Origin of the sequence: Streptomyces thermodiastaticus (assembly GCF_014656135.1) — a bacterium.
GTDB classification, from domain to species: domain Bacteria; phylum Actinomycetota; class Actinomycetes; order Streptomycetales; family Streptomycetaceae; genus Streptomyces; species Streptomyces thermodiastaticus.
Map to the genome: position 1 here is coordinate 91465 of NZ_BNBV01000017.1, position 21801 is coordinate 113265.

The 21801-nt window shown below is 73.2% G+C and carries 22 protein-coding genes; 11 read left to right on the plus strand and 11 right to left on the minus strand.

Annotated elements, in window-relative coordinates:
• The first annotated feature begins 189 nt into the window (after positions 1–189).
• The 5 genes from IE286_RS16885 to IE286_RS16905 all read left to right on the plus strand — a co-directional run bounded on the left by IE286_RS16885 (position 190) and on the right by IE286_RS16905 (position 4643).
• Positions 190–483 carry a hypothetical protein gene (locus IE286_RS16885; RefSeq protein ID WP_189797572.1) on the plus strand — a complete coding sequence of 98 codons (294 nt, stop codon included), beginning with the start codon at positions 190–192 and terminating at the stop codon, positions 481–483.
• A 5-nt stretch (positions 484–488) separates the two neighbouring features.
• Entirely contained in the window at positions 489–1340 is an 852-nt protein-coding gene (locus tag IE286_RS16890) for a class I SAM-dependent methyltransferase (RefSeq protein ID WP_189797573.1), read from the plus strand.
• Complete coding sequence (locus IE286_RS16895) at positions 1337–2809, plus strand: glycosyltransferase family 87 protein (protein ID WP_189797574.1); 1473 nt, start codon at positions 1337–1339, stop codon at positions 2807–2809. Before IE286_RS16890 ends, IE286_RS16895 begins: the two co-directional genes overlap by 4 nt.
• Before the next feature lie 278 nt (positions 2810–3087).
• Positions 3088–4224, plus strand: coding sequence for a molybdopterin-dependent oxidoreductase (locus IE286_RS16900; RefSeq protein ID WP_372462560.1), 1137 nt, complete (start codon positions 3088–3090; stop codon positions 4222–4224).
• A 23-nt stretch (positions 4225–4247) separates the two neighbouring features.
• On the plus strand, positions 4248–4643 hold the full coding sequence (locus IE286_RS16905; RefSeq protein ID WP_267969859.1) for a hypothetical protein: 396 nt from the start codon (positions 4248–4250) through the stop codon (positions 4641–4643).
• 281 nt (positions 4644–4924) lie between these two features.
• Here IE286_RS16905 and IE286_RS16910 read toward each other — a convergent pair whose 3' ends face one another.
• The 4 genes from IE286_RS16910 to IE286_RS16925 all read right to left on the minus strand — a co-directional run bounded on the left by IE286_RS16910 (position 4925) and on the right by IE286_RS16925 (position 8344).
• The gene (locus tag IE286_RS16910) at positions 4925–6037 is read right to left on the minus strand and encodes a sensor histidine kinase (RefSeq protein WP_189797576.1); all 1113 of its coding nucleotides are present in this window, start codon (positions 6035–6037) and stop codon (positions 4925–4927) included.
• Complete coding sequence (locus IE286_RS16915; protein WP_229862985.1) at positions 6027–6737, minus strand: response regulator transcription factor; 711 nt, start codon at positions 6735–6737, stop codon at positions 6027–6029. Before IE286_RS16915 ends, IE286_RS16910 begins: the two co-directional genes overlap by 11 nt.
• Positions 6738–6974: 237 nt before the next feature.
• On the minus strand, positions 6975–7619 hold the full coding sequence (locus tag IE286_RS16920; protein ID WP_189797578.1) for a TIGR04282 family arsenosugar biosynthesis glycosyltransferase: 645 nt from the start codon (positions 7617–7619) through the stop codon (positions 6975–6977).
• Positions 7616–8344, minus strand: a complete 729-nt coding sequence (locus tag IE286_RS16925; protein WP_189797579.1) for a glycosyltransferase family 2 protein — start codon at positions 8342–8344, stop codon at positions 7616–7618. The genes IE286_RS16920 and IE286_RS16925 overlap by 4 nt, the downstream gene beginning before the upstream one ends.
• Before the next feature lie 345 nt (positions 8345–8689).
• Between IE286_RS16925 and IE286_RS16930 the strand changes: the two genes are divergently transcribed.
• Positions 8690–9742 carry an NAD-dependent epimerase/dehydratase family protein gene (locus tag IE286_RS16930; RefSeq protein WP_189797580.1) on the plus strand — a complete coding sequence of 351 codons (1053 nt, stop codon included), beginning with the start codon at positions 8690–8692 and terminating at the stop codon, positions 9740–9742.
• 112 nt (positions 9743–9854) lie between these two features.
• Here IE286_RS16930 and IE286_RS16935 read toward each other — a convergent pair whose 3' ends face one another.
• Positions 9855–10433: a TetR/AcrR family transcriptional regulator gene (locus IE286_RS16935; protein ID WP_189797581.1), complete on the minus strand. Its 579-nt coding sequence runs from the start codon at positions 10431–10433 to the stop codon at positions 9855–9857.
• 117 nt (positions 10434–10550) lie between these two features.
• On the opposite strand from IE286_RS16935, the gene IE286_RS16940 reads away from it, so the two are divergent.
• The gene (locus IE286_RS16940; RefSeq protein ID WP_189797582.1) at positions 10551–11630 is read left to right on the plus strand and encodes a glycoside hydrolase family 113 protein; all 1080 of its coding nucleotides are present in this window, start codon (positions 10551–10553) and stop codon (positions 11628–11630) included.
• Between the two features lie 1091 nt (positions 11631–12721).
• Entirely contained in the window at positions 12722–13936 is a 1215-nt protein-coding gene (locus tag IE286_RS16945; RefSeq protein WP_189797583.1) for a cation:proton antiporter, read from the plus strand.
• 38 nt (positions 13937–13974) lie between these two features.
• On the opposite strand, the gene IE286_RS16950 is transcribed toward IE286_RS16945, so the two are convergent.
• Positions 13975–14337 (minus strand): winged helix-turn-helix transcriptional regulator, encoded by a 363-nt coding sequence (locus tag IE286_RS16950; RefSeq protein WP_229862989.1) that lies wholly within the window; start codon positions 14335–14337, stop codon positions 13975–13977.
• 105 nt (positions 14338–14442) lie between these two features.
• Here IE286_RS16950 and IE286_RS16955 point away from each other — a divergent pair, with 105 nt between their 5' ends.
• Positions 14443–15480, plus strand: a complete 1038-nt coding sequence (locus tag IE286_RS16955; protein WP_189797584.1) for a zinc-binding alcohol dehydrogenase family protein — start codon at positions 14443–14445, stop codon at positions 15478–15480.
• 88 nt (positions 15481–15568) lie between these two features.
• On the opposite strand, the gene IE286_RS16960 is transcribed toward IE286_RS16955, so the two are convergent.
• The gene (locus tag IE286_RS16960) at positions 15569–16495 is read right to left on the minus strand and encodes an AraC family transcriptional regulator (RefSeq protein WP_189797585.1); all 927 of its coding nucleotides are present in this window, start codon (positions 16493–16495) and stop codon (positions 15569–15571) included.
• A gap of 107 nt (positions 16496–16602) precedes the next feature.
• On the opposite strand from IE286_RS16960, the gene IE286_RS16965 reads away from it, so the two are divergent.
• Positions 16603–17439 carry an NAD(P)H-binding protein gene (locus tag IE286_RS16965; RefSeq protein WP_189797586.1) on the plus strand — a complete coding sequence of 279 codons (837 nt, stop codon included), beginning with the start codon at positions 16603–16605 and terminating at the stop codon, positions 17437–17439.
• A 27-nt stretch (positions 17440–17466) separates the two neighbouring features.
• On the opposite strand, the gene IE286_RS16970 is transcribed toward IE286_RS16965, so the two are convergent.
• The 4 genes from IE286_RS16970 to IE286_RS16985 form a co-directional block, all read right to left on the minus strand.
• Positions 17467–18666, minus strand: coding sequence for a spore photoproduct lyase family protein (locus tag IE286_RS16970; RefSeq protein WP_189797587.1), 1200 nt, complete (start codon positions 18664–18666; stop codon positions 17467–17469).
• A 303-nt stretch (positions 18667–18969) separates the two neighbouring features.
• Positions 18970–19788 carry an SAM-dependent methyltransferase gene (locus IE286_RS16975; protein WP_189797588.1) on the minus strand — a complete coding sequence of 273 codons (819 nt, stop codon included), beginning with the start codon at positions 19786–19788 and terminating at the stop codon, positions 18970–18972.
• 81 nt (positions 19789–19869) lie between these two features.
• On the minus strand, positions 19870–20115 hold the full coding sequence (locus tag IE286_RS16980) for a DUF397 domain-containing protein (RefSeq protein WP_125498131.1): 246 nt from the start codon (positions 20113–20115) through the stop codon (positions 19870–19872).
• Positions 20112–20984 carry a Sco1979 family transcriptional regulator gene (locus IE286_RS16985; protein WP_189797589.1) on the minus strand — a complete coding sequence of 291 codons (873 nt, stop codon included), beginning with the start codon at positions 20982–20984 and terminating at the stop codon, positions 20112–20114. The genes IE286_RS16980 and IE286_RS16985 overlap by 4 nt, the downstream gene beginning before the upstream one ends.
• Positions 20985–21298: 314 nt before the next feature.
• Here IE286_RS16985 and IE286_RS16990 point away from each other — a divergent pair, with 314 nt between their 5' ends.
• Positions 21299–21742 (plus strand): ATP-binding protein, encoded by a 444-nt coding sequence (locus IE286_RS16990; RefSeq protein ID WP_229862999.1) that lies wholly within the window; start codon positions 21299–21301, stop codon positions 21740–21742.
• The last annotated feature ends 59 nt before the right edge of the window (positions 21743–21801 follow it).

Below are 21801 nucleotides of genomic sequence, written 5' to 3' on the forward strand. Positions count from 1 at the left end.
TCCTCCGCCGGGCGGACGGGTGAACGGGCACCCCGCACGGCCCTTCGGCGCGCGAGCGCCTCCAGGCTGAGAACGTGCGAGGTGCTCACGGCCGGCGGGTCGTGGGGGAGCGCCGCCGGGCGGGGATGTCAGCACTCCGTAAGGTGACTGAACCCCTTATGTCCGGTTCATCTCCGTAGGGTGAGACGGGTGATCGCAACGACCTCCTCTCCCTCCGTGTCCCTGGACGCGGCACCGGCCCGTCGCGAGGCCCTGCGCCGCGCCCGGCCCTCGCACCACCGCCCGGCCGCCCCGGAGCAGGCCCGTCCGATCCGCCGGCGCACACGAGGGCGGCTGCTCGACGCCGAGGCGGGACGGAACGTGACGCACCCGCCCGCCGTGCACGACGAGGACCCGGCCGGCGATCCGGCGCAGGCGGCGCCGTGTCATCCGTCCGGTGCCCGTACCGCCGCAGGCGGCACGCTCGCCCGGTCCGGGCGGTGACCGGCATGGCGGACGGAACCGGCATCGCATCCGCTCCGTGGCCGCGGACCGCGGCCCTGCCGGACACGCTCCCTTCGCTGCCCCGGCCCGCCGGCCCCGAGCGGCGCACGGGCCGCTCCGCCCGGCGCGGGACCGTCGACCCGTGGCTGGCCGACCCTTACGCCGACGCCCTGCTCTTCGGCCACGGCCCCCTGTACCTGCGCCGCCTGACGCCCGCGGCGCACGGGGACACGGCCGACAAGGACGGCGACCTGCTGACGCTGGACATCGAGCGCTGGTGCGCCGCCGCCGACGCCGTCGACCTCGACGTCCTGGACCGCTGCTGCGGGCCCGTCCTGGACGTCGGCTGTGGACCGGGCCGTCTGGTGGGGGCCCTGGCCGCCAGGGGGGTGCGCTGCCTCGGCGTGGACGTCAGCCCGGCCGCGGTCGCCCTGACCCGGCGGCGCGGCGGCAGTGCGCTGCGCCGCTCGGTCTTCGAGCGCCTGCCGGGCGAAGGCCGGTGGGTCACCGTGCTGCTGATGGACGGAAACATCGGCATCGGCGGCGACCCGGTCGCCCTCCTGCGCCGTCTGCGCGCGGCCGCTGCGCCCGGCAGCCGCCTGCTGGCGGAGGCGTTCCGCGCGGACGTGGACGAACGTCTCATGGTCCGCCTCGAGGACGCCCACGGCCGGCACGGACGACCCTTCCCCTGGGCCCGCGTCGGCACCACGGCGCTGCTCCGGGCCGCCGAGCAAGCGGGATGGGCACCCGTCGAGCACTGGCAGGCCGGGGGGCGCCGGTTCGTGGAACTGCGGCAGCAGGCCACCACCCCGCCCGGCGGTCACCCGGCGGCCACCGGAAGGAGCACGCACCCATGAGCGACACGGCCTTCCCGCAGCGCCGGTCCGGCTCGGCGCGCTCCGGCACCGAACGCCCCGCCGCGCCGTCGCGCCGCACCACGGCCCGTTCCGCAGTGATCGTCACGGCGCTCCTGCTCACCGCCCTCACCGCCGTCGTCGCGGTCACCGTACGGACCGGCGACGACAGCTCCCGCCTGGGCCCGCTGCTGACCGGCTACGGCATCGCCTGGCTGCTGTTCGCCACCGCGGTGCGGGCCGTGCGCAGGGCACCGCGACGGGCGGCGACCGCGCTGGTCCTCGCCGGCTCGGCCGCCGTGGCCGTGGCCGCGCTCGCCGCGCCGCCCCGCACCAGCACCGACATGTTCCGCTACGCCTGGGACGGCCGCGTCCAGGCCGCCGGGATCTCCCCGTACGCGTACCCTCCCGCGGCACCGCAGCTGGACCGGCTGCGCGACGAGTGGCTGTTCCCGGACAACGGGGACTGCCGGGGCTGGGGACTGACCCGGACGGACCGCGGCCAGTGCACACGCATCAACCGCCCCGGCGTGCCCACCATCTACCCGCCCGTCGCCGAAGGCTGGTTCTTCGCGGTCCACCTCCTGTCGCCGGCGGACAGCCGCCACAAGCCGCTCCAGGCCGGCGGCGCCGTCCTGGCTGTCGGGACCACGGCCGCCCTGCTCGCCGTGGGGCGCCGCCGCGGTGACCCCGACCGGGCCGCGGGCCGCGCCGCCCTGTGGGGGTGGTGCCCCGCCGTTCCGGTCGAGGCGGTCAACAACGCACATGTCGACACGCTCGGTGTCCTGCTGACCGTGCTGGCGCTCGGCACGGCCACCGCGGGTGTGCGCCGCGGTGCGCTGCTGGGTGCGGCGGTCGCGGTCAAACTGCTGCCCGTGCTGGCGTTGCCCGGTGCGCTGTCCGGTGTGCGCGGCCCCGCACGGGTGGCGCGGGTGGTGCCGGCCCTGCTCGCCGTGGTGGCCCTCGTCTACGTGCCCTACGTCGTCGCCTCCGGTGCGGGCGTCCTGGGATACCTGCCCGGTTACCTCCACGAGGAGGGGTACTCACCCGGCGACGTGCACCGCTTCGCCCTGGTCCGGTTGGTGCTGCCGGACTCCGCGGCCGAGGTGACGGTCGTGGTGCTGCTCGCGCTGACGGCCCTGTACGTGTTCTGGCGCGGCGACCCCGCCCGCCCGTGGCGAGGCGCCCTGCTGCTGACCGGCACCGCCCTGCTGCTGATCTCCCCCAACTACCCGTGGTACGCGCTGCTCCTCGTGGGCCTCGTCGCCCTAGACGGCCGCTGGGAATGGCTCACCGTCATACTGGCCGGCACCGTGCTCTACCTGTGCGGCCCGCGGCCGCACGGCATCCCCGTCCAGGCGTTGTCGTACGGCGTGGCCGCGGCGTGCGTCGTCGTCGGCGCCGTCCTGCGCGCCGAGCCGGCCCGGCGGTTCCTGGGACGGTACACCGGCGCCTTCCGGGCGCGGGCGTGACGCACGGGGGTGTACGGCCGGCGAGAAGCCGCACATCACCACGCACGCGGTCCGGGCCGCCCCCGGCCCGGACCGCTCCCGTGCCCCGCCGGCCACGGCCCGATCCGAGGTGCCGCCTCGGCGCGGGCCGCCGGGTGTGTGCCCACGGCACCCACCCCGGCCACCCCGGCGGACACACCCGCACCCGCCGTCGCCGCGGGCCGTCCACCGCTCATGTACGTGTTTCGTAAGGGGCCGGCATGTTCCGCCGCGGGCTTCCCGGCGGTGGGATGGACGTCATGAGATCACGTCTCCTTCCGCCCGGGTTCTCGGGCGGACTGCACGACGCCCGCACGGCCACCGTGATCGGGCGGTGGCTGGGACCGGCCTTCGCGGTCTGTTTCGTCACCGGCCTGATCAGTCACGTCATGCAGCATCCGCCGGGGTGGCTCGCCGACGGCATCCCGAGCCGTCCGGTGTGGGGCTACCGGCTCACCCAGGGACTGCACGTCGCCTCCGGCATCGCCGCGATCCCGCTGCTGACGGCCAAGCTGTGGGCGGTGTACCCCCGGCTGTTCACCTGGCCGCCGGTGCGTTCGGTGCGGCACGGGCTGGAACGGCTGTCGGTGGCCCTCCTCGTGGCGGGCGCCGTCTTCGAGGTCGCCACCGGCTTGCTCAACATCGCGCAGTGGTACCCGTGGCCGTTCTCCTTCGTGCCGGTGCACTACGCCGTGGCCTGGCTGGTCACCGGCGCGCTGATCCTGCACATCGCCGTCAAGGCTCCGCAGATACGGGACCACTGGAGCCGGCGCTCGCCGGGCACCCTCACGCTTCCGGCGGCGGACGGCACCGACCGGCGCTCGCTGCTGACCGCGGTGGCGGCCGCGACCGGCGCGGTGACCCTGACCACGGTCGGGCAGTCCTTCACCCCGCTGAAGGATCTCGCCCTGCTCGCACCGCGCAGCCCGGACCACGGTCCCCAGGGTCTGCCGGTCAACCGGACCGCCGCCGCGGCCGCGGTGGGAACGATCCGTCCCGAGCGGTACCGTCTGACGGTCACCGGTCCGCGGTCCTTCACCCTCACCCTGGACGACCTGCGCACCCTGCCCCAGCACGAGGCCCGGTTGCCCATCGCCTGCGTGGAGGGCTGGAGCAAGACGGCCCACTGGACCGGTGTGCGGGTGGCCGACCTGCTGGAGCGGGCGAACGCCCCGGCCCACGCCCGGGTCCGGGTGGTCTCCCTGCAGACCCGCGGCGGCTACCGGGTGTCGGAGCTGGGCCGGGAACACGCCCGCGACCCGCTGACGCTGCTCGCTCTCACGCTGAACGGCGAGGAACTCAGCCCCGACCACGGCTACCCGGTGCGCCTGATCGCCCCGAACCGGCCGGGCGCGCTGCAGACGAAGTGGGTCGGCCGGCTGGAGGTGCTGTCGTGAGCGCGGGTGTGACGGTGTTCCGCATGGTGGCGGGCGCGGCCGGTCTGGCGCTGCTGGGCCAGGGGGTGTCCCTGCTGCGGGACGTGCCCGGCCCGGGGGACGTGCTGGTGTGGCTGGCCGGGGCGGTCGCCCTGCACGACGCCCTGATCGCCCCGCTGGTGCTGCTGATCGGCCGGCTGCTGGTCCGCGGCGGCCTGCGGGGCCCGGTGCGCGGCGCTCTGCTGGTCGCCGGCGCGCTGACCCTGGTCGCCCTGCCGCCTCTGCTGCGTCCGGGCCCCCGCGCCAACCCCTCGGTGCTGCCGCTGGACTATCCGCGCAACTGGCTGATCACCCTGGCGGCGGTGGCCGCGGTCACCGTGGTGTACGCCGCCGCGCGGGCGGTCCGCCGCGCCCGACGGCGCCGGATGCCGGCGTCCTGAGCCACTGCCTGCCGTGCAGGCGTCCGCGCCCGGCGAGGACCGTTCCCCGAGGTCCTCGCCCGGCGCCTGCGGGACACCAGGCGGGGCGGCGGAATCGGCCCGCCGCGCGGGGGGTTCGGCCCCCGACCGTCGGCGGCCGGCGTTCCGCGGCCGCCCGGGCACCCCGGGTGTACCGCCGGTCCGTCACCCACGGCGGCGTCCGGAGGCCGGAAGCACACCCGGTGCGTGGCGCGCCCGGTGTACAAAGCCCGGGCTCCGCCCGCACACCGGCCGTGAACCGCTCAAGCCGCCGCGGGCAGGCGGATGTCGAACCGGCAGCCGCCGGGAACGTTGCAGACGGCGGCGCGACCCTGGTGGGCCTCGACGATGCCCCGCACGATGGCCAGGCCCAGCCCCGCCCCGGCGGGCGGGGTACGGGCGTCGGTGCCGCGCCACCCGGTGTCGAAGACACGCGGCAGGTCCTCGGGCGGGATGCCGCCGCACTCGTCGGTCACCGACACCACCACGCTGTCCTCCTCCCGCCGCGCGGACACGGCCACGGTGCCGTCGGCCGGCGTCCGGTGGATGGCGTTGACCAGGAGGTTCGCCAGAACCCGGGACATCTCGCGGCCGTCGACCTCGACCGGCACCGGCTCGACCCCGTCGCCGACGAGCCGTACCCCCCGTTCCCTGGCCAGCGCACCCGCCCCGGCGATGGCGTCGCCCACCAGGTCGTACACGGACATCCGGGCGGTGTTCAGGGCGAGCACACCCGCCTGGATACGGGAGAGTTCGAACAGGTCGCTGACCATCTCCCCCAGACGTTCCACCTCGGCACGGATACGGGCGTGGTACACGCTCGGATCGCTGACCACACCGTCCTCCAGGGCCTCGGTCATCGCCTGCAGCCCGGCCAGCGGGGTCCGCAGATCGTGGGAGATCCAGGCGACGAGTTCCCGGCGGGACTCCTCCAGGGCTCTCTCCCTCTCCCGTGACGCCGCCAGCTTGGCACTTGTCTCCGTCAGTTCGCGGGTCAGCGCCGCGAGTTCCGCGGTGGGTGCGGACGGAGGAGGAGTGAACGTGCCGTCGTCACCGAGCGCCCGGGTGGCCGCCGCCAGCGCCCGGCTGCCCTGGACGACGCTCCGCCCCAGCACGAACGCGACCAGCAGCGACACGACCGCCGAGATGAGACAGACCGTCGTCACGACCCACAGATCGTGGTCGGACAGCAGCATCGCCCAGCACACCAGCATCGTCCCGGCGAGCATCGCCGCCACCGTGACGCCCGCGACCACGGCCAGGGACAGCGTGACCGAGCGGTCGCGCAGCAGTCTCAGGGCCGCCGTGCCGAGCACCCCGGCAGCGGCGGCGCCGACGGCCGCGTACAGAACGATCAGCAGGGTGTCACGCAGCACCGGCGGCTCCGTCCTCCACCGGCATGTCGAACCGGTACCCCACGCCCCACACGGTGCTGATCAGACGGGGCCGTGCCGGATCGTCCTCGATCTTCTCGCGCAGCCGCCGCACATGGACGGTGACGGTGGACAGGTCGCCGAACTCCCAGCCCCACACGCGCCGCATCAGTTCCTCACGGCTGGTGGCCCGTCCCGGGTTGCGCAGGAAGTATTCCAGCAGGTCGAACTCCCGTAGGGTCAGGGAGAGTTCACGGCCGCGGTGGGTCACGCGGCGGGCGGTGCGGTCCAGGGTGAGGGGGCCTGCGCGCAGTTGCCCGGCCGGCGCCTCCCGCGCCGCGGAAGCCGCCCGGCGCAGCACCGACTCGACCCGCAGGACCAGTTCCCGGGGACTGAAGGGTTTGGTGACGTAGTCGTCGGCGCCCACCTCGAGGCCGAGAATGCGGTCCTCCTCGTCACCGCGTGCGGTCAGCATGATGACGGGCAGGGGGCCCTGCTCATGGATGCGGCGGCACACCTCGAGTCCGTCCATCCCGGGCAGCATCAGGTCCAGTACCACCAGGTCGGGCTGCTGTTTCGTGGCCGTGGCCAGGGCGGTGGGACCGTCCGCGGCCACGTCCACGGCGAAGCCGGCCCGGCCCAGGTATCCGGCGACCACTTCGGCGACGGTCGGGTCGTCGTCCACGACGAGTACACGTTTCACACCGACCGAGTGTCGCACCGGCCCGAGGCCGGCGTCGCTCCTGGTGGCAGGGGAAAGGGAATCGTAAGACATGCGGACGCCGCACGGCCGGGTGCGCGACGGCGGCCGCGGTGTGCCGCGCCCGTGCCGCGGGACGCGATGCGCGACACCTCCGATGCGGCGGGAGGCCGAGGCCGGTGTCACCGGCTGCCGGACGGATGCGGCGCCCTCCCCCGGCGGATCACCGCACCCGGCGGTTCACCGCCCGGCCCGGGCGAGCGAGGAGACGGCGGCGGCGAAACGCGAGCCGGGCGGGCAGCAGGCGGCCACCTCCCGCGCGTCGGCGGGGGTGTCCACGTCCCGCAGCACCGGCAGATCCCTCACGTCCAGTCCCGCCTCGACCAGACGGCGGCGCTGGACGGCGCCGGTGCGGCCGGTGGACATCGGCACGCCGCGCACGAGCGCCGCAGCACAGGCCGGGTCGGCGAGGCCCAGCGCCCAGAACCCCCCGTCCGCGGCCGGCCCGAACCAGGCGTCGTGGGGCTCCCGGACGGCGTCCGCGACGACGTCGGCGGTCAGCTGCGGGGTGTCCATGCCCACCAGGAACGCAGGTCCCCGGTCGCAGAGGCCGAAGGCGGCCGCGATCCGCTCGTCCAGCCCGCCGGACACCTGCGGGACGACGTCGAAACCCGGGGGCAGCCACGCCCCCGGAACACCGTCCAGCACCAGCACGCGCCGCCGCGCGGGTGCCCGTGCGACGGTGTGCAGGGTGTCCTGCAGCGCGGCCTCGGCCAGAGCGGCCGCCTCCTCGGGCGTGTAGTGGGGCGTGAGCCGGGTCTTGACCCGCCCGGGCACGGGTTGCTTCGCGATGACCAGCAACGTGGCCGCGGATGCGGCGCTCACCGTCCGCCTCCCGAGGCACCGGCCGTCTGCCTCCGGTCCGCCGCGGGCGGTTCGGTGAGGACGGCACGCATGTCCCGTACCGCCTGCCAGGTGCCGCGCCAGGTGCCGGTGACCTTGGAGCGGCCGGCGCGCGGACGGTACGGCACATCCGTCTCCGCCACCCGCCAGCCGGCGTCCGCCGCACGGACCACCATCTGCAGCGGATAGCCGGACCGGCGGTCCGTCAGGTCCAGGGCGAGCAGGGACGCGCGGCGGGCGGCGCGCATCGGGCCGAGGTCGTGCAGACGCACCCCGGTGCGCCGGCGGATCAGACGGGACAGCTCCCAGTTGGCCACGCGGGCGTGCAGGGGCCAGGCGCGCCGGCTGACGGGCCGGCGGCGCCCCAGCACCAGGTCGGCCGTGCCGGCGAGGACGGGCTCGGCGACCCGCGGCAGCAGGGACGGGTCGAGGGAGGCGTCGCAGTCGCAGAAGCACACCACGTCGCCGGTGGCGGCGGTCAGTCCCGCATGGCAGGCGGCCCCGAAGCCGCGCCGTGCCTCGTGGACCACCTGCGCACCCAGCTCGCGGGCGATCTCGGCCGAACCGTCGGTCGATCCGTTGTCCACGACGATCGCCCGCCAGCCCGCGGGAATGCGCTCGAGCACCCACGGCAGCGCTTCGGCCTCGTTCAGGCAGGGCAGCACCACGTCGACAGGCACGGTGGAGGAGGAGGTCGTTTCGATCACCCCATTCACCCTACGAGAACAAAAGGCGCATAAGGGACTTCGTCATCTTACGGAGTGCTGACGTCCGCCGCCGCCCGGGAGGGAGGGCCGGCACCCGGGAGGCCGCGTGCGGTGCCGGCGGCCACGGCCGTCGCAGGGTCCGTCCGGGTCGTGCGGCCCGTGGGATGCACGGTGACGGGCGATGACCGGCCTGCCGTCCGCTCTTTCCCTCTCATTCCCGCCGTGGCGGCGAACCGGCCGTCACGGCGTCCGGCGCGCGGCCGACGGGGGTGCCCGGGTTACCGATTCCTGACGTCCGGGCGCCGTACGGCCGCCGGCCGGGGCGGCTCCCGTACGGTCGGGATCATGTTGATCCTGGTCACCGGAGGTGCGGGCTTCATCGGCTCGCACATCGTCACCGCCCTCACCGACGCCGGGCACGACGTACGCATCCTCGACGCGCTGCTGCCCGCCGCCCACCGCACCGACCCCCCGGTCCCCGAGGGGGTGGAGTTCCACCGGACGGACCTGCGGGAGGCGGCCGGCGTGGCCGAGGCGCTGCGCGGTGTGGACGCGGTCTGCCACCAGGCCGCCATGGTGGGCCTCGGCAAGGACTTCGCCGACGCCCCCGACTACGTGGGATGCAACGACCTGGGCACCGCGGTTTTGCTCGCCGGCATGGCCGAGGCCGGGGTCCGGCGGCTGGTCCTGGCCGGCTCCATGGTGGTGTACGGGGAGGGCCGTTACGAGTGCCCCTCCCACGGCGTCGTCCGCCCGGGTCCGCGCCGGGTCGCGGATCTGGAGGCCGGACGCTTCGAGCCGCCCTGCCCGCACTGCGGTGCGGCACTCGTCCCCGGCCTGGTGGCCGAGGACGCCCCCGTGGACCCGCGCAACGTGTACGCCGCCACCAAGCTCGCCCAGGAACACCTCTCCGCCGCGTGGGCGCGGGCGACCGGCGGGCGGGTGGCCACGTTGCGCTACCACAACGTGTACGGTCCCGGGATGCCGCGCGACACCCCGTACGCCGGTGTCGCCTCCCTCTTCCGGTCCGCACTGGAGCGCGGGGAGGCACCGCGTGTGTTCGAAGACGGCGGCCAGCGCCGCGACTTCGTGCACGTCGAGGACGTCGCCCAGGCCAACGTGGCGGCGCTGCGCGGACTGGCCGGCCTCGCGGAGGGGACCGGACGCGCCTACAACGTGGGCAGCGGCGAACCGCACACGGTGGGGGAGATGGCCGCCGCCCTGGCCGAGGCGTACGGCGGGCCCCGGCCGGTCGTCACGGGAGAGTACCGGCTCGGCGACGTCCGCCACATCACCGCCTCCTCGCACCGGCTGCGCGACGAACTCGGGTGGAAAGCGCAGGTCTCCTTCGCGGAGGGCATGACGCAGTTCGCCACCGCCCCGCTGCGGGCCGGCTGACCGTGCGCACCGGTACGCCCGGCCCACGCAGCGCGGGGCACATCCGTGGCGGGGCGGCATCCGCGCGGCCGGCCGGGCGGTGCGCACGGCCGGCCGCCGCACGAGGAACCTGTCAGGAAGCCAGCGCGGCCAGACAGAGGTCGACCACGGTGTCGACATAGGCGGCGTCGACCGGTTCCCCCGAGACCAGCAGCCGGTAGTGCAGCGGCGCGAAGACGAGGTCGAGCGCCGTGTCGGGGTCCACGTCCGCACGGACGTCCCCGGCGCGCTGGGCGTCGAGCAGCGCCTGCCGGACGGGGGCCCGGCGAGGCTCGAACCACTGCTCGCTCAGCGCACGCGCCAGTTCGGGATCGGTCTGGGCCGCGCCGATCAGCTCCCGGAGCCGGTGCCCGCCGCTGCCGTCCACGTACAGGGCGAGGAACCCGTGGACGTGGGCACGCAGCCGCTCGGGGAAGGAGGCACCCTCCTCGGGGAAGGGCCCGGTGTTCACCTTGTCGAGAAAAGCCTCGAAGACCACCGCGGCCTTGGAGGGCCACCACCGGTACAGGGTCTGCCGCCCCACCCCGGCGCGGGCGGCGATACGGCTCATGGTGACGGCCTGGTACCCCTCCTCGTCGAGGATGGCGAAGGCGGCGTCCAGGATGGCGCGCCAGGACTCCTGGCTGCGGCGGGCGGGATCGGGGGCGAGCATGGGTGCCAGCGTACCCGAGTGCCGAGACGAGATGCCTCGTCTTGCCCGCGAGGGTGCTCGGTGGTTACCTGGAGGGCCGTGACGAGGCACCGTGTCTCGTCGGTAAGGAGCCCCACCATGGCACGCCCCGCCGGCCCCGCTTTCACCGTCGGTCACGACGACGGCCGATGGCTGTTCCGCGCACCCGACGGCAGCCCGTTCCTCTCCGTGGGCGTCGTGCACGCCGACGACACCAACCTGCGCTACCCGCACAACATCGGCGTCTACCGGCAGCGGTACGGGGGCTCGCGCCGGCGCTGGCTGAGCGAAGGGCTGGTGCCGGAGATGACCTCCTGGGGCTTCAACACCCTCGGCTGGACCTCCGAATACGTCAGCGGCACCGGTCTGGCCACGGACGGCGGCGTCGTCGACCTGGGGCACTCGGAGGGGCTGCCGCCCGACGATCTCGCGGCGGCCGGCATCCCGTACACGCTGTCGCTGCGTGTCGCCGAGATCGAGCACTGGAACGGCGTCCCGGCCTACCGCGACCCGCGGACACCCGCCTTCGCCGAGTGGTGCGACCATCTGGCCAGAACGCTGTGCCGCCCGGACGACCCCCGCCTGCTCGGCTACTTCCTCGTGGACGTGCCCTGCTGGGACCGGCACCCGACGGGAGCCGGCTACCCGCCCGAGGACCTCCCGGAGATCGCGGAGGCCTACTACCGGGTCGCCGCCGAGGCTGTCCGACGGCACGACCCGCACCACCTGATCCTGGGCGACCGCTACGGCACCCGCACCGGCGTGCCCGACGCGGTGCTCGACGCGATGGCGCCCCACGTCGACGTGCTGTCGGTGCAGACCTTCCCGGGCCCCGACCCGGCGCGCCTGGACGCGGCCCTCGGCCTGATCGAGCGCTGGCACCGGCGCACCGGACGGCCCGTGCTGATCGCCGACACCGGCAACTGGTGCCCCACCGTCATGAACCCCCGGCGCACCGGTTCGGCCCGTGACCAACGCGAACGCGGCGCCGGATACGTCGCCTCGGCCGAGGCGTTCGCCGCCCGGCCGTGGTGTCTGGGCTGGCACTGGTGCAGCTGGCTGGAGAACCCGCACCGGGGCTTCGGGCTGAAGGACCCCTGGGACGAGCCCTACCGGGACCTCACCGACGCGGTGACCGAGACCAACCACCGGCTGACCGCGCTGCTGCACCGCACCTGACGTGCCGGAGGACGGCCGGCGGCGCGGGCGGCCGCCGGGCCGGGGGAGATGCCGCCGGACCGGGACGGGCACAGGGCGCAGGTGTGCGCGTCCGCCGGCGGCCCTCGCGCGTCCGGTCCCGGCGCTGCCGAACCGCCGGCCCGGTGCCGGCGTACGAGCCGTCAGGTGGGGGGTACATGCCGGTGGTCGCACCTGCGCCGAGGGCCGCCGTGCACCACCCGGCCGGCCGATGTCGCACACGCACCTGATCATGTGTCGTTCATCACCCGTCGCGGCCTTCCGCCGCGCCGACGAGGCCGGGCCGGACGGCGGCGCGGTGGCAGCGAAGGTGCCACCGCGACGGGCGAACGGAATCACCCCTGAGGGGGTGCACCTGTCGGCGGACACGCCGTGCCGGAGCCGTTGACACGGCCTCAGAAGACAGCAATCACGCAGGTCACGGCCGGGTGCCGGTCGACGGCCGGTGATGGGCCGCAAGGGGGTGCTGCCGGTCGCCTCCTGTCGCTGTCGCGCTGTCCGTCGCGGTCGGCGGGCCCGGTGCGCACACAGGTGACGTGCCGTCACTCGATACTTTGTTCACCCCCGTAAGCCCTTGAATGCGGCATAAGTGTCTTTTATCGTGCGCTAAACTTCTTTACCGAGCCTAAATGCTCCATTGAGCGGCTCATTGCTCATTGTGTGGGGACTGCGTGTGCGGTGCTGCCGGATCTAGGTGCGATGGGAGGGACGTGACATGGAACGACCTGTCCGCATCGACAACACGGCTCGTGACCACGTTCCTGATCCTGGCACCACCGCTTCCGGCCTCTGATCTGCTGAGCGACCGCACGCACCAGCGATTCTCTCCCGCGCACGCTGCCCCGTCATGACCGGGCGGCCCGGTTCACGGGTGCGGGGCTGAACACCGGCGGCCACCGTCCGCTGTCCTCGGCTGCACGCCGACGCGCCTCTGCCTGGTTGCGCACGACCGCACACCGACCTGACCCAGCACGTCCGTACGCCCGCCCGCATCGCCGGCCTCACCACCCGTAACCGAACGTCACCCGCCGCGAAGGCGCAACCGCCGTCACCGAACCGGAGGACCGACGCCCGTGCACGACACCACAGCCATGCTCATCGAACTCGGCGCCATCATCCTCGCCCTGGGCCTGCTGGGCCGCCTCGCAGGACGCGTGGGCTCCTCACCGATACCCCTCTACCTGCTGGCCGGACTCGCCTTCGGCCGGGGAGGCATCCTGCCCCTGCAGGCCAGCGAGGAGTTCGTCGCCACCGGCGCCGAGATCGGCGTCATCCTCCTGCTGCTTCTGCTCGGCCTGGAGTACAGCGCCTCCGAACTGGTCACCAACCTCAAGACCCAGTACCTCTCCGGCGCGGTGGACTTCGTCCTCAACGCCGTTCCCGGGGGCGTCGCGGCACTCGTCCTCGGCTGGGGACCGGTCGCGGCCGTGGCACTGGCCGGCGTCACCTGGATCTCCTCCTCCGGGGTGATCGCCAAGATCCTCGGCGACCTGCGCCGCCTCGGCAACCGCGAAACCCCCGTCGTCCTCGGCGTGCTCGTGATCGAGGACCTGGCGATGGCCGTCTACCTGCCGATCCTCACCGCCCTGCTGGCCGGCGTCAGCCTGGCGGGCGGCGCGGTCACCCTGCTGATCTCCCTGGGCACGGTCGGTGCCGTCCTGTACGTCGCCCTGCGGCACGGACGGCTGATCAGCCGCGCCGTCTCCTCCGACAACGCCGAGATGCTGCTGCTCGTCGTCCTCGGCCTCACCCTGCTCGTCGCCGGCATCGCACAGGAACTGCAGGTCTCGGCGGCCGTCGGCGCCTTCCTCGTCGGCATCGCCCTGTCCGGCGAGGTCGCCGAAGGCGCCAGCAACCTCCTCACCCCGCTGCGGGACCTGTTCGCCGCCGTCTTCTTCGTCTTCTTCGGCCTGTCCACGGACCCCGCCGACATCCCGCCGGTCCTCGTCCCCGCCCTGCTGATCGCCCTCGTCACCTCCCTCACCAAGGTGGCCACCGGCTGGTTCGCCGCCCGTCGCGCCGGGATCCACGGCGCGGGCCGCTGGCGGGCCGGCGGCACCCTGGTGGCCCGCGGCGAGTTCTCCATCGTCATCGCCGGTCTCGCCGTCGGTGTCGAGCCCCGCATCGGGCCGCTGGCCACCGCCTACGTCCTGATCCTCGTGATCCTCGGCCCGCTGGCCGCGCGCTGCACCGAACCGCTGGCCCGCCTCCTCATGCGCCGGCCCGCGGAGCGGACCGCCGCCCCCGCAGACGAGGAGGTGACCGAGTCCGCACACGTCGACGCCTGACCGGAACCCGGGTCCGGTCGGGCCTCGGCCGCGTCGTGTCAGGGAAAGCGGTCGATGTTCTGCTCGACCCAGCTGCGCAGGTGCGCCAGGGGAACGCAGGCGTCCGCACCGAGTTCGGTGAGGCTGTACTCGACACGAGGCGGGACCTCGGCGAAGACCTCACGATGGACGAGACCGTGCTCCTCCAGGCGCCGCAGCGTCTGGGTGAGCACCTTCGGGCTCACTCCCTGCAGACGCGCGCGCAGCGCCCCGAACCGCTGCGGCCCGTCCTCCAGGGCGCCGAGCGTGAGCGCGCTCCACTTGTTGGCGAGCAGGTCGAGCATCTCGCGGCAGGGGCAGGCCGCGAGGTAGACGCTCTTCCGGTCGTCGCAGGCGCCGGCGGGCGCGGAGGAAGTCGCCATGCGGTCATGGTATCCGTCGGGTACCAATGGTCCTTGCGGGTAACCGGTATCCGATGCGTACGGTTCCTGCGTCCCTCGGCATCCACAGCACTGCGAGGAGCATCCATGACCGACATCCCCAGGACGATGCCCGCCGTCGCCTACCGCAAGAGCCTTCCGATCGAGGATCCCGAGAGCCTCGTCGACCTCGAACTGCCCGTGCCCCGGCCCGGCCCCCGGGACGTCCTGGTCCGCGTCGAGGCCGTGGCCGTCAACCCGGTGGACTACAAGATCCGCAAGAACGCCGACCCGGGCGGTGAGCCCCGCGTGCTCGGCTGGGACGCCTCCGGTGTCGTCGTCGCCGCCGGCGACGAGGTCACGCTGTTCTCCGAGGGCGACGAGGTGTACTACGCCGGAGATCTGAACCGGCCCGGTGCCGACTCCCGGTACCACGTGGTCGACGAACGGCTGGTGGCCCGCAAACCGGCCTCCCTGTCCTTCACCGAGGCCGCGGCGCTTCCGCTGACCGCGCTCACCGCCTGGGAGGGCCTCTTCGAGCGGCTCGGCCTGCACACCGGCGCCCTGGAACAGACCGGCGCCCTGCTGATCACGGCCGCCGCGGGCGGCGTCGGCTCCATGACCGCCCAGCTGGCGCGAGCCCTGACCAGCCTGACCGTGATCGGCACCGCATCGCGCCCCGAGACCGAGGAATTCGCCCGCCGGATGGGGGTGCGGTACGTCGTCGACCACCACAAGCCGCTCGCCCCGCAGCTCGCCGAGGTGGCACCCGGCGGTCTGGACTACGTCTTCTCCACCACCGGCACCGACCGCAACATGGCCGCCTACGCCGAAGCGCTGAAGCCCTTCGGGCGCATCGTCGCCATCGACGACTTCGACTCCCTGCCGGTCGGCCTGCTCAAACCGAAGAGCATCTCCTTCCACTGGGAGTTCATGTTCACCCGCTCCATGTTCCGCACGGCCGACCAGGCGGTGCAGCATCACATCCTCACCCAGGTCGCCCGTCTGGCCGACGCCGGCATCCTCACCACCACCGCCACGCGCGACCTCGGCCCGGTCACCGCGGCCAGCCTGCGCGAGGCACACCGCATCCAGGAGTCCGGCACCGCCATCGGCAAGACCACCCTCACCGGATTCGCCGAGTGAGCCTCCGCCCGCCGGTGGCTCCGAGCGATGCGGCACGGCGGCACGCCGTGACGAAGCCGCCGCCCCCCGCCGTGGCGTGCGTGCCCGCTCATGTGGAGGTGCCGGCCGGCTCGGTGCGGGACACCCGACGGTGGGCGTCCCGCCACCGGCCGGGCGGGAGACCGTGGGCACGGCGGAAGGCAGTGGCGAACGCGAACTGGTTGCCGTAACCGACCTGGGCGGCGACAGCGGCGAGGGTGGCGTCGGTGCGCAGCAGCAGGTCCTCGGCGTGCCCCATCCTGAGCCCGGTCAGATAGGCGCCCGGGCTCTGCCCGACGACCTCCTTGAAGGAGGCGCTGAAACCGGCCCGGGACATGCCCGCGGTCCGCGCCATGGTCTCCACCGTCCACGGGTGCTCCGGCCGTTCATGGACGGCCTGGATCACCCGTGCGAGACCGGGATGCCCCAGGGCCCGGTACCAGCCCGGCGCCCGGTCCTCGTCCAGCTGCCACCAGGCGCGCAGCGCGTAGACCAGGTTGAGGTCCAGCAGCCGGTCCAGCAGCACCTGCTGCCCCGTCCGCGTCCCGTCCGCCTCCGCTGCCAGCAGACCGATCGCACCGCGGTGCGAGGCGCTCTGGGCGTGGGCCGGGACGCGGACGACGCGGGGCAGCGAGTCCAGCAGGTCCCTGCCGACGCTGCCCTGGAGCACATACGCGCCGCACAGCACATGGGCGGCCTCGCCCGGCCCCTGGTCGCTGCCCCGCCGGCGGGCCTCGGTGATGGTCTCGCTGCTCGCGCCGGCCTCGCTGACGATCCGGTACGGCTCCCCGGCCTTGACGAGGACGACGTCGCCGGCGGCGAGCCGGAGCGGTTCCTGCCCGGCGGTGGTGAGCCAGGCGGAGCCGTCGAGGAGGATGTGCGCGGTCAGGGGACGCAGCCCGGTGAACGCCAGACCCCAAGGGGCGACACGCCGCAGTGAGGAGAACACGGCACCGCGTGCCCGGGCCCGGGTGAGCTGATAGCTGAGCACATCCATCTCGTCAGGGTAGGGCCTGCCGTGCGGACCGAGCCCTGGACGATGGCGAATAGGTCCTGTCCGAACGCTCATCGATTCTCGGCGCCTCCCCTCCTAGTGTCGACGGCATGGCACGTTTTGTGATTCTCGGCGGCAGCGGAAAAGTCGGCCGGCGTCTCACCCGGACGCTGGAGCGGCACGGACACCAGGCGGTGCCGGCCGGGCGGCGTTCGGTCTGCCGGTTCGACTGGCAGGACACCTCGACCTGGCGGCAGACGGTCACGGGAGCGGACGGGGTGTTCGTCGTCGGCCCCGGATCCGCGCGCGACTGGAGCGACGCGCTGGCCGCCTTTCTCGACGTCGCCGCGGCGGAAGGGGTAGGACACGCGGTCCTGCTGTCGGCACGGGCCGTGGAGTTCCTTCCCGGCGGCGCGGTCGGCCTCGCCGAGCGGGCACTGGAGGCGGGACCGGTCCCGTGGACGGTGCTGCGCCCCACGCACTTCGCCCAGAATTTCACCGAGGCGATGTTCGTCCCGGTCGACGGGGTGATCAGCGCGCCGGTGGACGCGGGAGCCGTGCCGTTCGTCGACGTGCTCGACATCGCCGAGGTCGCCGCGAGGGTGCTGGCCGACCGGACGTTCACCGGAGAGAGGATCGCCTTGTCGGGCCCGGCCGCGCTGACCTTCGCACAGGCGGCGGACGCACTGACGGCCGCTTCCGGTGTCCCGGTCCGTTTCCGGCCCGAGGAACCGGAGGCGCACGCGGCCCGGCTGCGGGCGGCCGGCACACCCGAGGGATATGTGCGGTGGCGGATGGCGATGCTGGACGCCGTCCGCACCGGAGCCGACGCCTACCTCTCCGACGGCGTCACACAGGTCCTGGGACGCCCGGCCACCGGCTTCGCGGCCTGGGCCGCCCGCGAGGTGCCCGACGCGGCATGGGCGGCACACCGGCCCGAGCGGTGAGACGTCCGGCCGGCCCGGCCGGGCGGATCAGAAGGCGTACCGGATGCGCAGCCAGGGCGCATGCGCGGCGATCAGCCGGCGCACCTCCTCCACGGCCTCGCCCTTGACGCGGTTGCGGTAGCGGACGTTGACCGCACCGTTCTGCGAGCGTTTGGCCTGCTGGATGTCCGGGCGCCACAGCACCTCCTCCGCCGTGGGATGCCAGCCGAGATTGACCTCGTGCAGGCCCCGGTTGTGGGTCAGCATGATCACCTCGGCGGCGGCCTGGCGTTTGACCTGCTCCGGCAGCACGTCGTCCAGGTGCCGGAGCAGCTCGGCCCACGCCGCGCGCCAGCCGGGACGCAGCACGACGGGGGAGAGGTTGAAGTGGACCTCGTATCCCGCGTCCAGGAAGTCGGCGGCGGCCGCGATGCGCTCGGCGACCGGCGAGGTGCGCAGGTCGAGCAGGCGTGCGTCCTGAGGGGGCATGAGGGAGAACCGGATGCGGGTGCGGCCGCCCGGGTCGTAGCCCAGCAGGTCGGGGTTGACGAACTTGGTGGCGAAGGACGCCTTGGCCGTGGGCCAGTGCCGGAAGGCGTGCACCAGATCCGCGGTGTTGTCGCAGATCAGGGCGTCCACCGAGCAGTCGCCGTTCTCCCCGATGTCGTACACCCACGCCGTGTCGTCGCACTGGTTGGGCTCCGGCTTGGTGCCCTGGCGTGCGATGTGCCGGCCCAGGTAGCCGATGATCCGGTCGATGTTGGTGAAGACGGTGATGGGGTTGGCGTACCCCTTGCGGCGCGGCACGTAGCAGTAGGCGCAGGACAGCGCGCACCCGTTGGACGGGCCCGGGGCGATCCAGTCCGCGGACCGGCCGTTGGGACGTGCGGTGAGGTTCTTCCGCACCCCGAGCACCAGGGTCTCGCCCTTGATGCGCACCCAGCGCTCCACATTGCCCTCGTTGCCGTGCAGGCCGGGGATCCCCCAGTGCGAGGGGACCTCGGTCACCTGTGCGTCCGGGAAACGCCGCAGGATCTGCCGGCCGCGCGGCGACGCGGCGGCGGCCGGTTCGGCGTAGATGTGCCGCACGGGCAGCAGCCGCCGGGCCGTGTCGCTGTCACGGAACGTGTCGCCGGGCGCATGGTCCGTGGCGGGGGTGGGGGCACCCTGCTGGTCCGGCGCGTGCAGCGCCTCCAGGCCGAACAGGGCGTCGGAGCCGTCGGCCGGTGCGGCGGACCGTCGGGTCATGAGGGCTCCGGAGGAAGGAGACGGCGGGGACGGGCGGGTGCCGGTTCAGGACGGTGACCGACCCGGATCTCCTCCCACTGTAGGCACGTCGTGCCGGACACCACGAAACCCGGCAGGTGCCCCGCCTCCGGTGACACCCGCCGACACCTGCCCCCGCCCCGGCGGGTGGACGGCACCCGCGGGCACATGTGCCGCCCACCCTCGAAGGTCTCCCCGGCGCACCCGGGGCACACCAGGCCGTGGAGCACGACGCGGGTGCCCGCACACGCCCTGCGGCGGCACCCGCGTGTGCCGGCGAACGGATCAGCGCTTGATGCCCACGCCCGCCCACAGGCTGACCTCGGCGTCCGTGGGCTCCGGGCCCTCGTCGGCGCGGGTGTCCGGCCGCCAGCGGTGACCCAGGCAGACACCCGGGTCGATCAGTTCGAGCCCGTCGAAGAACCGCGCCACGTCCTTCTGCGCACGGAGCTGCACCGGAGTGCCGCCATCGGTGTAGATCGCGGTGACCTTGTCCCAGGTGTCCGGGTCGAAATCAGGTGTGCAGTGGCTCAGGGCGAGGGCGCTGCCCGCGGGGAACGGGGCGAGGAGCCGGGCGACGATGCCGTACGGGTCCTGCTCGTCGGTGATGAAGTGCATCAGCGCGTTCAGGGACAGCGCGACAGGGCGGCCGAAGTCCAGGACCCCCGACGCCTCCACGGCCTCCAGCAGCGCCTCGGGCTCGTTGACGTCGGCCTCGATGTACGTGGTGCGCCCCTGTGGCGTGCTGCGCATCAGGCGCTCGGCGTACTTGAGGACCAGCGGATCGTTGTCGGCGTAGACGATCCGGGCCTCGGGCGCCACGGCCTGGGCGACCTGGTGCAGGTTCGGCTCGGTCGGGATGCCGGTGCCGATGTCCAGCCACTGCCGGATGCCGTACTCCTGGGCCAGGACCCGGGTGGCCCGGTGCATGAACGCACGGTTCTCACGGGCGCACACGAAGATGCCGGGATAGGCGTCCGCGACGGCGGCGGCTGCCTGCTTGTCGACTTCGAAGTGGTCCTTGCCACCGAGGTAGTAGTCGTACATCCGGGCCGAGTGCGGCCGGCTCGTGTCGAGATCCCGGCCGGCCTGGCTGTTGGTCATGCTGTCCCCTTCGAAGGTGTTGAACTGTGTGCCCGCAGGCCGGGAGCGGGACCGGTCAGGTCCGCCCGGCTGCCGTCGGTGTCACCCGGCCGTGAGATGGTCGGCCAGTCCCTGTTTGACCCCGCGGACGAAGGCGGTGATCTCTTCGGGTGTGTAGATCAGCGCGGGTCCGGTGGGATCGGTCGACTGCCGCACGGCCACACGGCCGTCGGCGAGCTGCTTCGTCTCCACGCACTGACCGCCGTTGGGGCCGCTCCAGGGCCGCTCCCAGCCCTGCTCCCCGAGATCGGAGGCGGGCATGCCGTTGTAGACGCGTACGTCGGTCATGAGTACTCCTTGCGCATGCGGGTCAAGATCGCCTTGCTCTCCTGGGACGACGTCAGCAGTGCCATGCGGGAGTGCGCCTCGAGGTGAGCGACCACGTCCGCGCGATCGTCCAGGTAGACGGAAGCGGTCAGGAGTTCGCTGTAGACGATGTCGGGCAGCTCCGGCTCCTCGAACCGGAAGTAGGTGAAGGGCGCACACGCCCCGACGTGCGCGCCCGCCGAGAACGGAACGATGTCGAGGCTGACGTGATCGAGTTCACTCGCCTCCAGGAGCCGGTCGATCTGCTCGCGCATCACATCCGGACCGCCCACCGCCCGGTGCAGCACGGCTTCCTCCATGACCACCCACAGCGTGGGCGCGTCCGTTCTCTCCAGCAGGCTCTGGCGGCGCAGCCGCAGTTCCACGCGGCGCTCCAGCTCCTCCTCGCTGTCGTTGGGGAAGCCGCCGCGCAGCACACACCGCGCATAGTCGCGGGTCTGCAGAAGTCCCGTGACATAGTGCGGTTCATAGGTGCGCAGGGTCTTGGCGCCCGTCTCCAGGCTCACATAAGCGGTGAACCAGCTGGGGACGACATCTCGGTAGGCGTGCCACCAACCGGGCTTGTTCGCCCTTTCCGCCATGGCGACGAATTCGTCGATCTCCTGCTGATCCGCGCCATAGGTCTGCAGAAGCTTCTCGACATACAGAGGCTTCAGCGCGACCTCGGCCTTCTCCAGCCGGCGGATCGTCAGAGGCGTCACGCGCAGTGCCTTTGCGGCCTCCTCCAAGGAGGCGCCCACGTTCTGCCGCATGTCCTGCAATCTGCGGCCGAGGATCATGCGCAGAACCGTGGGCGCGCTGGTGCCGGAGCCGGAACGGGCCTCACTCACGCCCTACCTCCTGATGATCTGTCACCAGGCTGATTCTGGCAGCCAGTTGATGAACACGCTAGAGCGATACCGTCGCGCTGAAAATATCAGGGAGCTGGTTGCAGCATGAACGCGGTCGCGAGCATAGTTGACCTGTGAGCACTCGCGCCCACATCTGTGATGGGTGGGTCATCAACTCCGTGCAAAATGCACGAGGTTGACGATCCGGACGGCTCCACACCGCGCGGGCCGACCCCCGTGCGCGCCGCTCCCCATCCGGGCCGACAGCCTCCCGCCCCTGTCACCGCGCACCGTCTCCCTTGGAAGGCGACACCTTGATCCCCCACGCGACCACCGCCCAGGCCTTGGCCACCACCGTGCCGGACCGGGAATTCTGGTTCGGTCTTCCCGCTCTGCGCACCCATGTGAAGGCGGCTCGCGACATGGTGCGCGATCAGCTGGTGGCCTGGGACGTACCCGGCGACCTCTGCTGCGACGCCGTGCTGCTCGTCTCCGAGCTGACGACGAACGTCGTACGGCACACACGCAGCGGCCACTTCCTGTGCGGCATCGTCATGACCGGCGGCGAGAGCCTGCACATCGAGGTCCACGACGACGGCGACACACCGCTGCACCCCACCGAGCGCCGGGTCGACCCCGGTGAGGAGCACGGACGGGGCCTGTTCCTCGTGCAGCAGATCGCGGACTGCTGGGGATCGGCCCGTTCCACCCGGGCGGGAGGGAACGTCGTGTGGGCGGACCTGGGGACCGGCCGGTGAGGGGCGGGCCGGTGACCGCCCCGTGCCGCCGCCGGCCCGCTGACCCGGAACACGGCGGG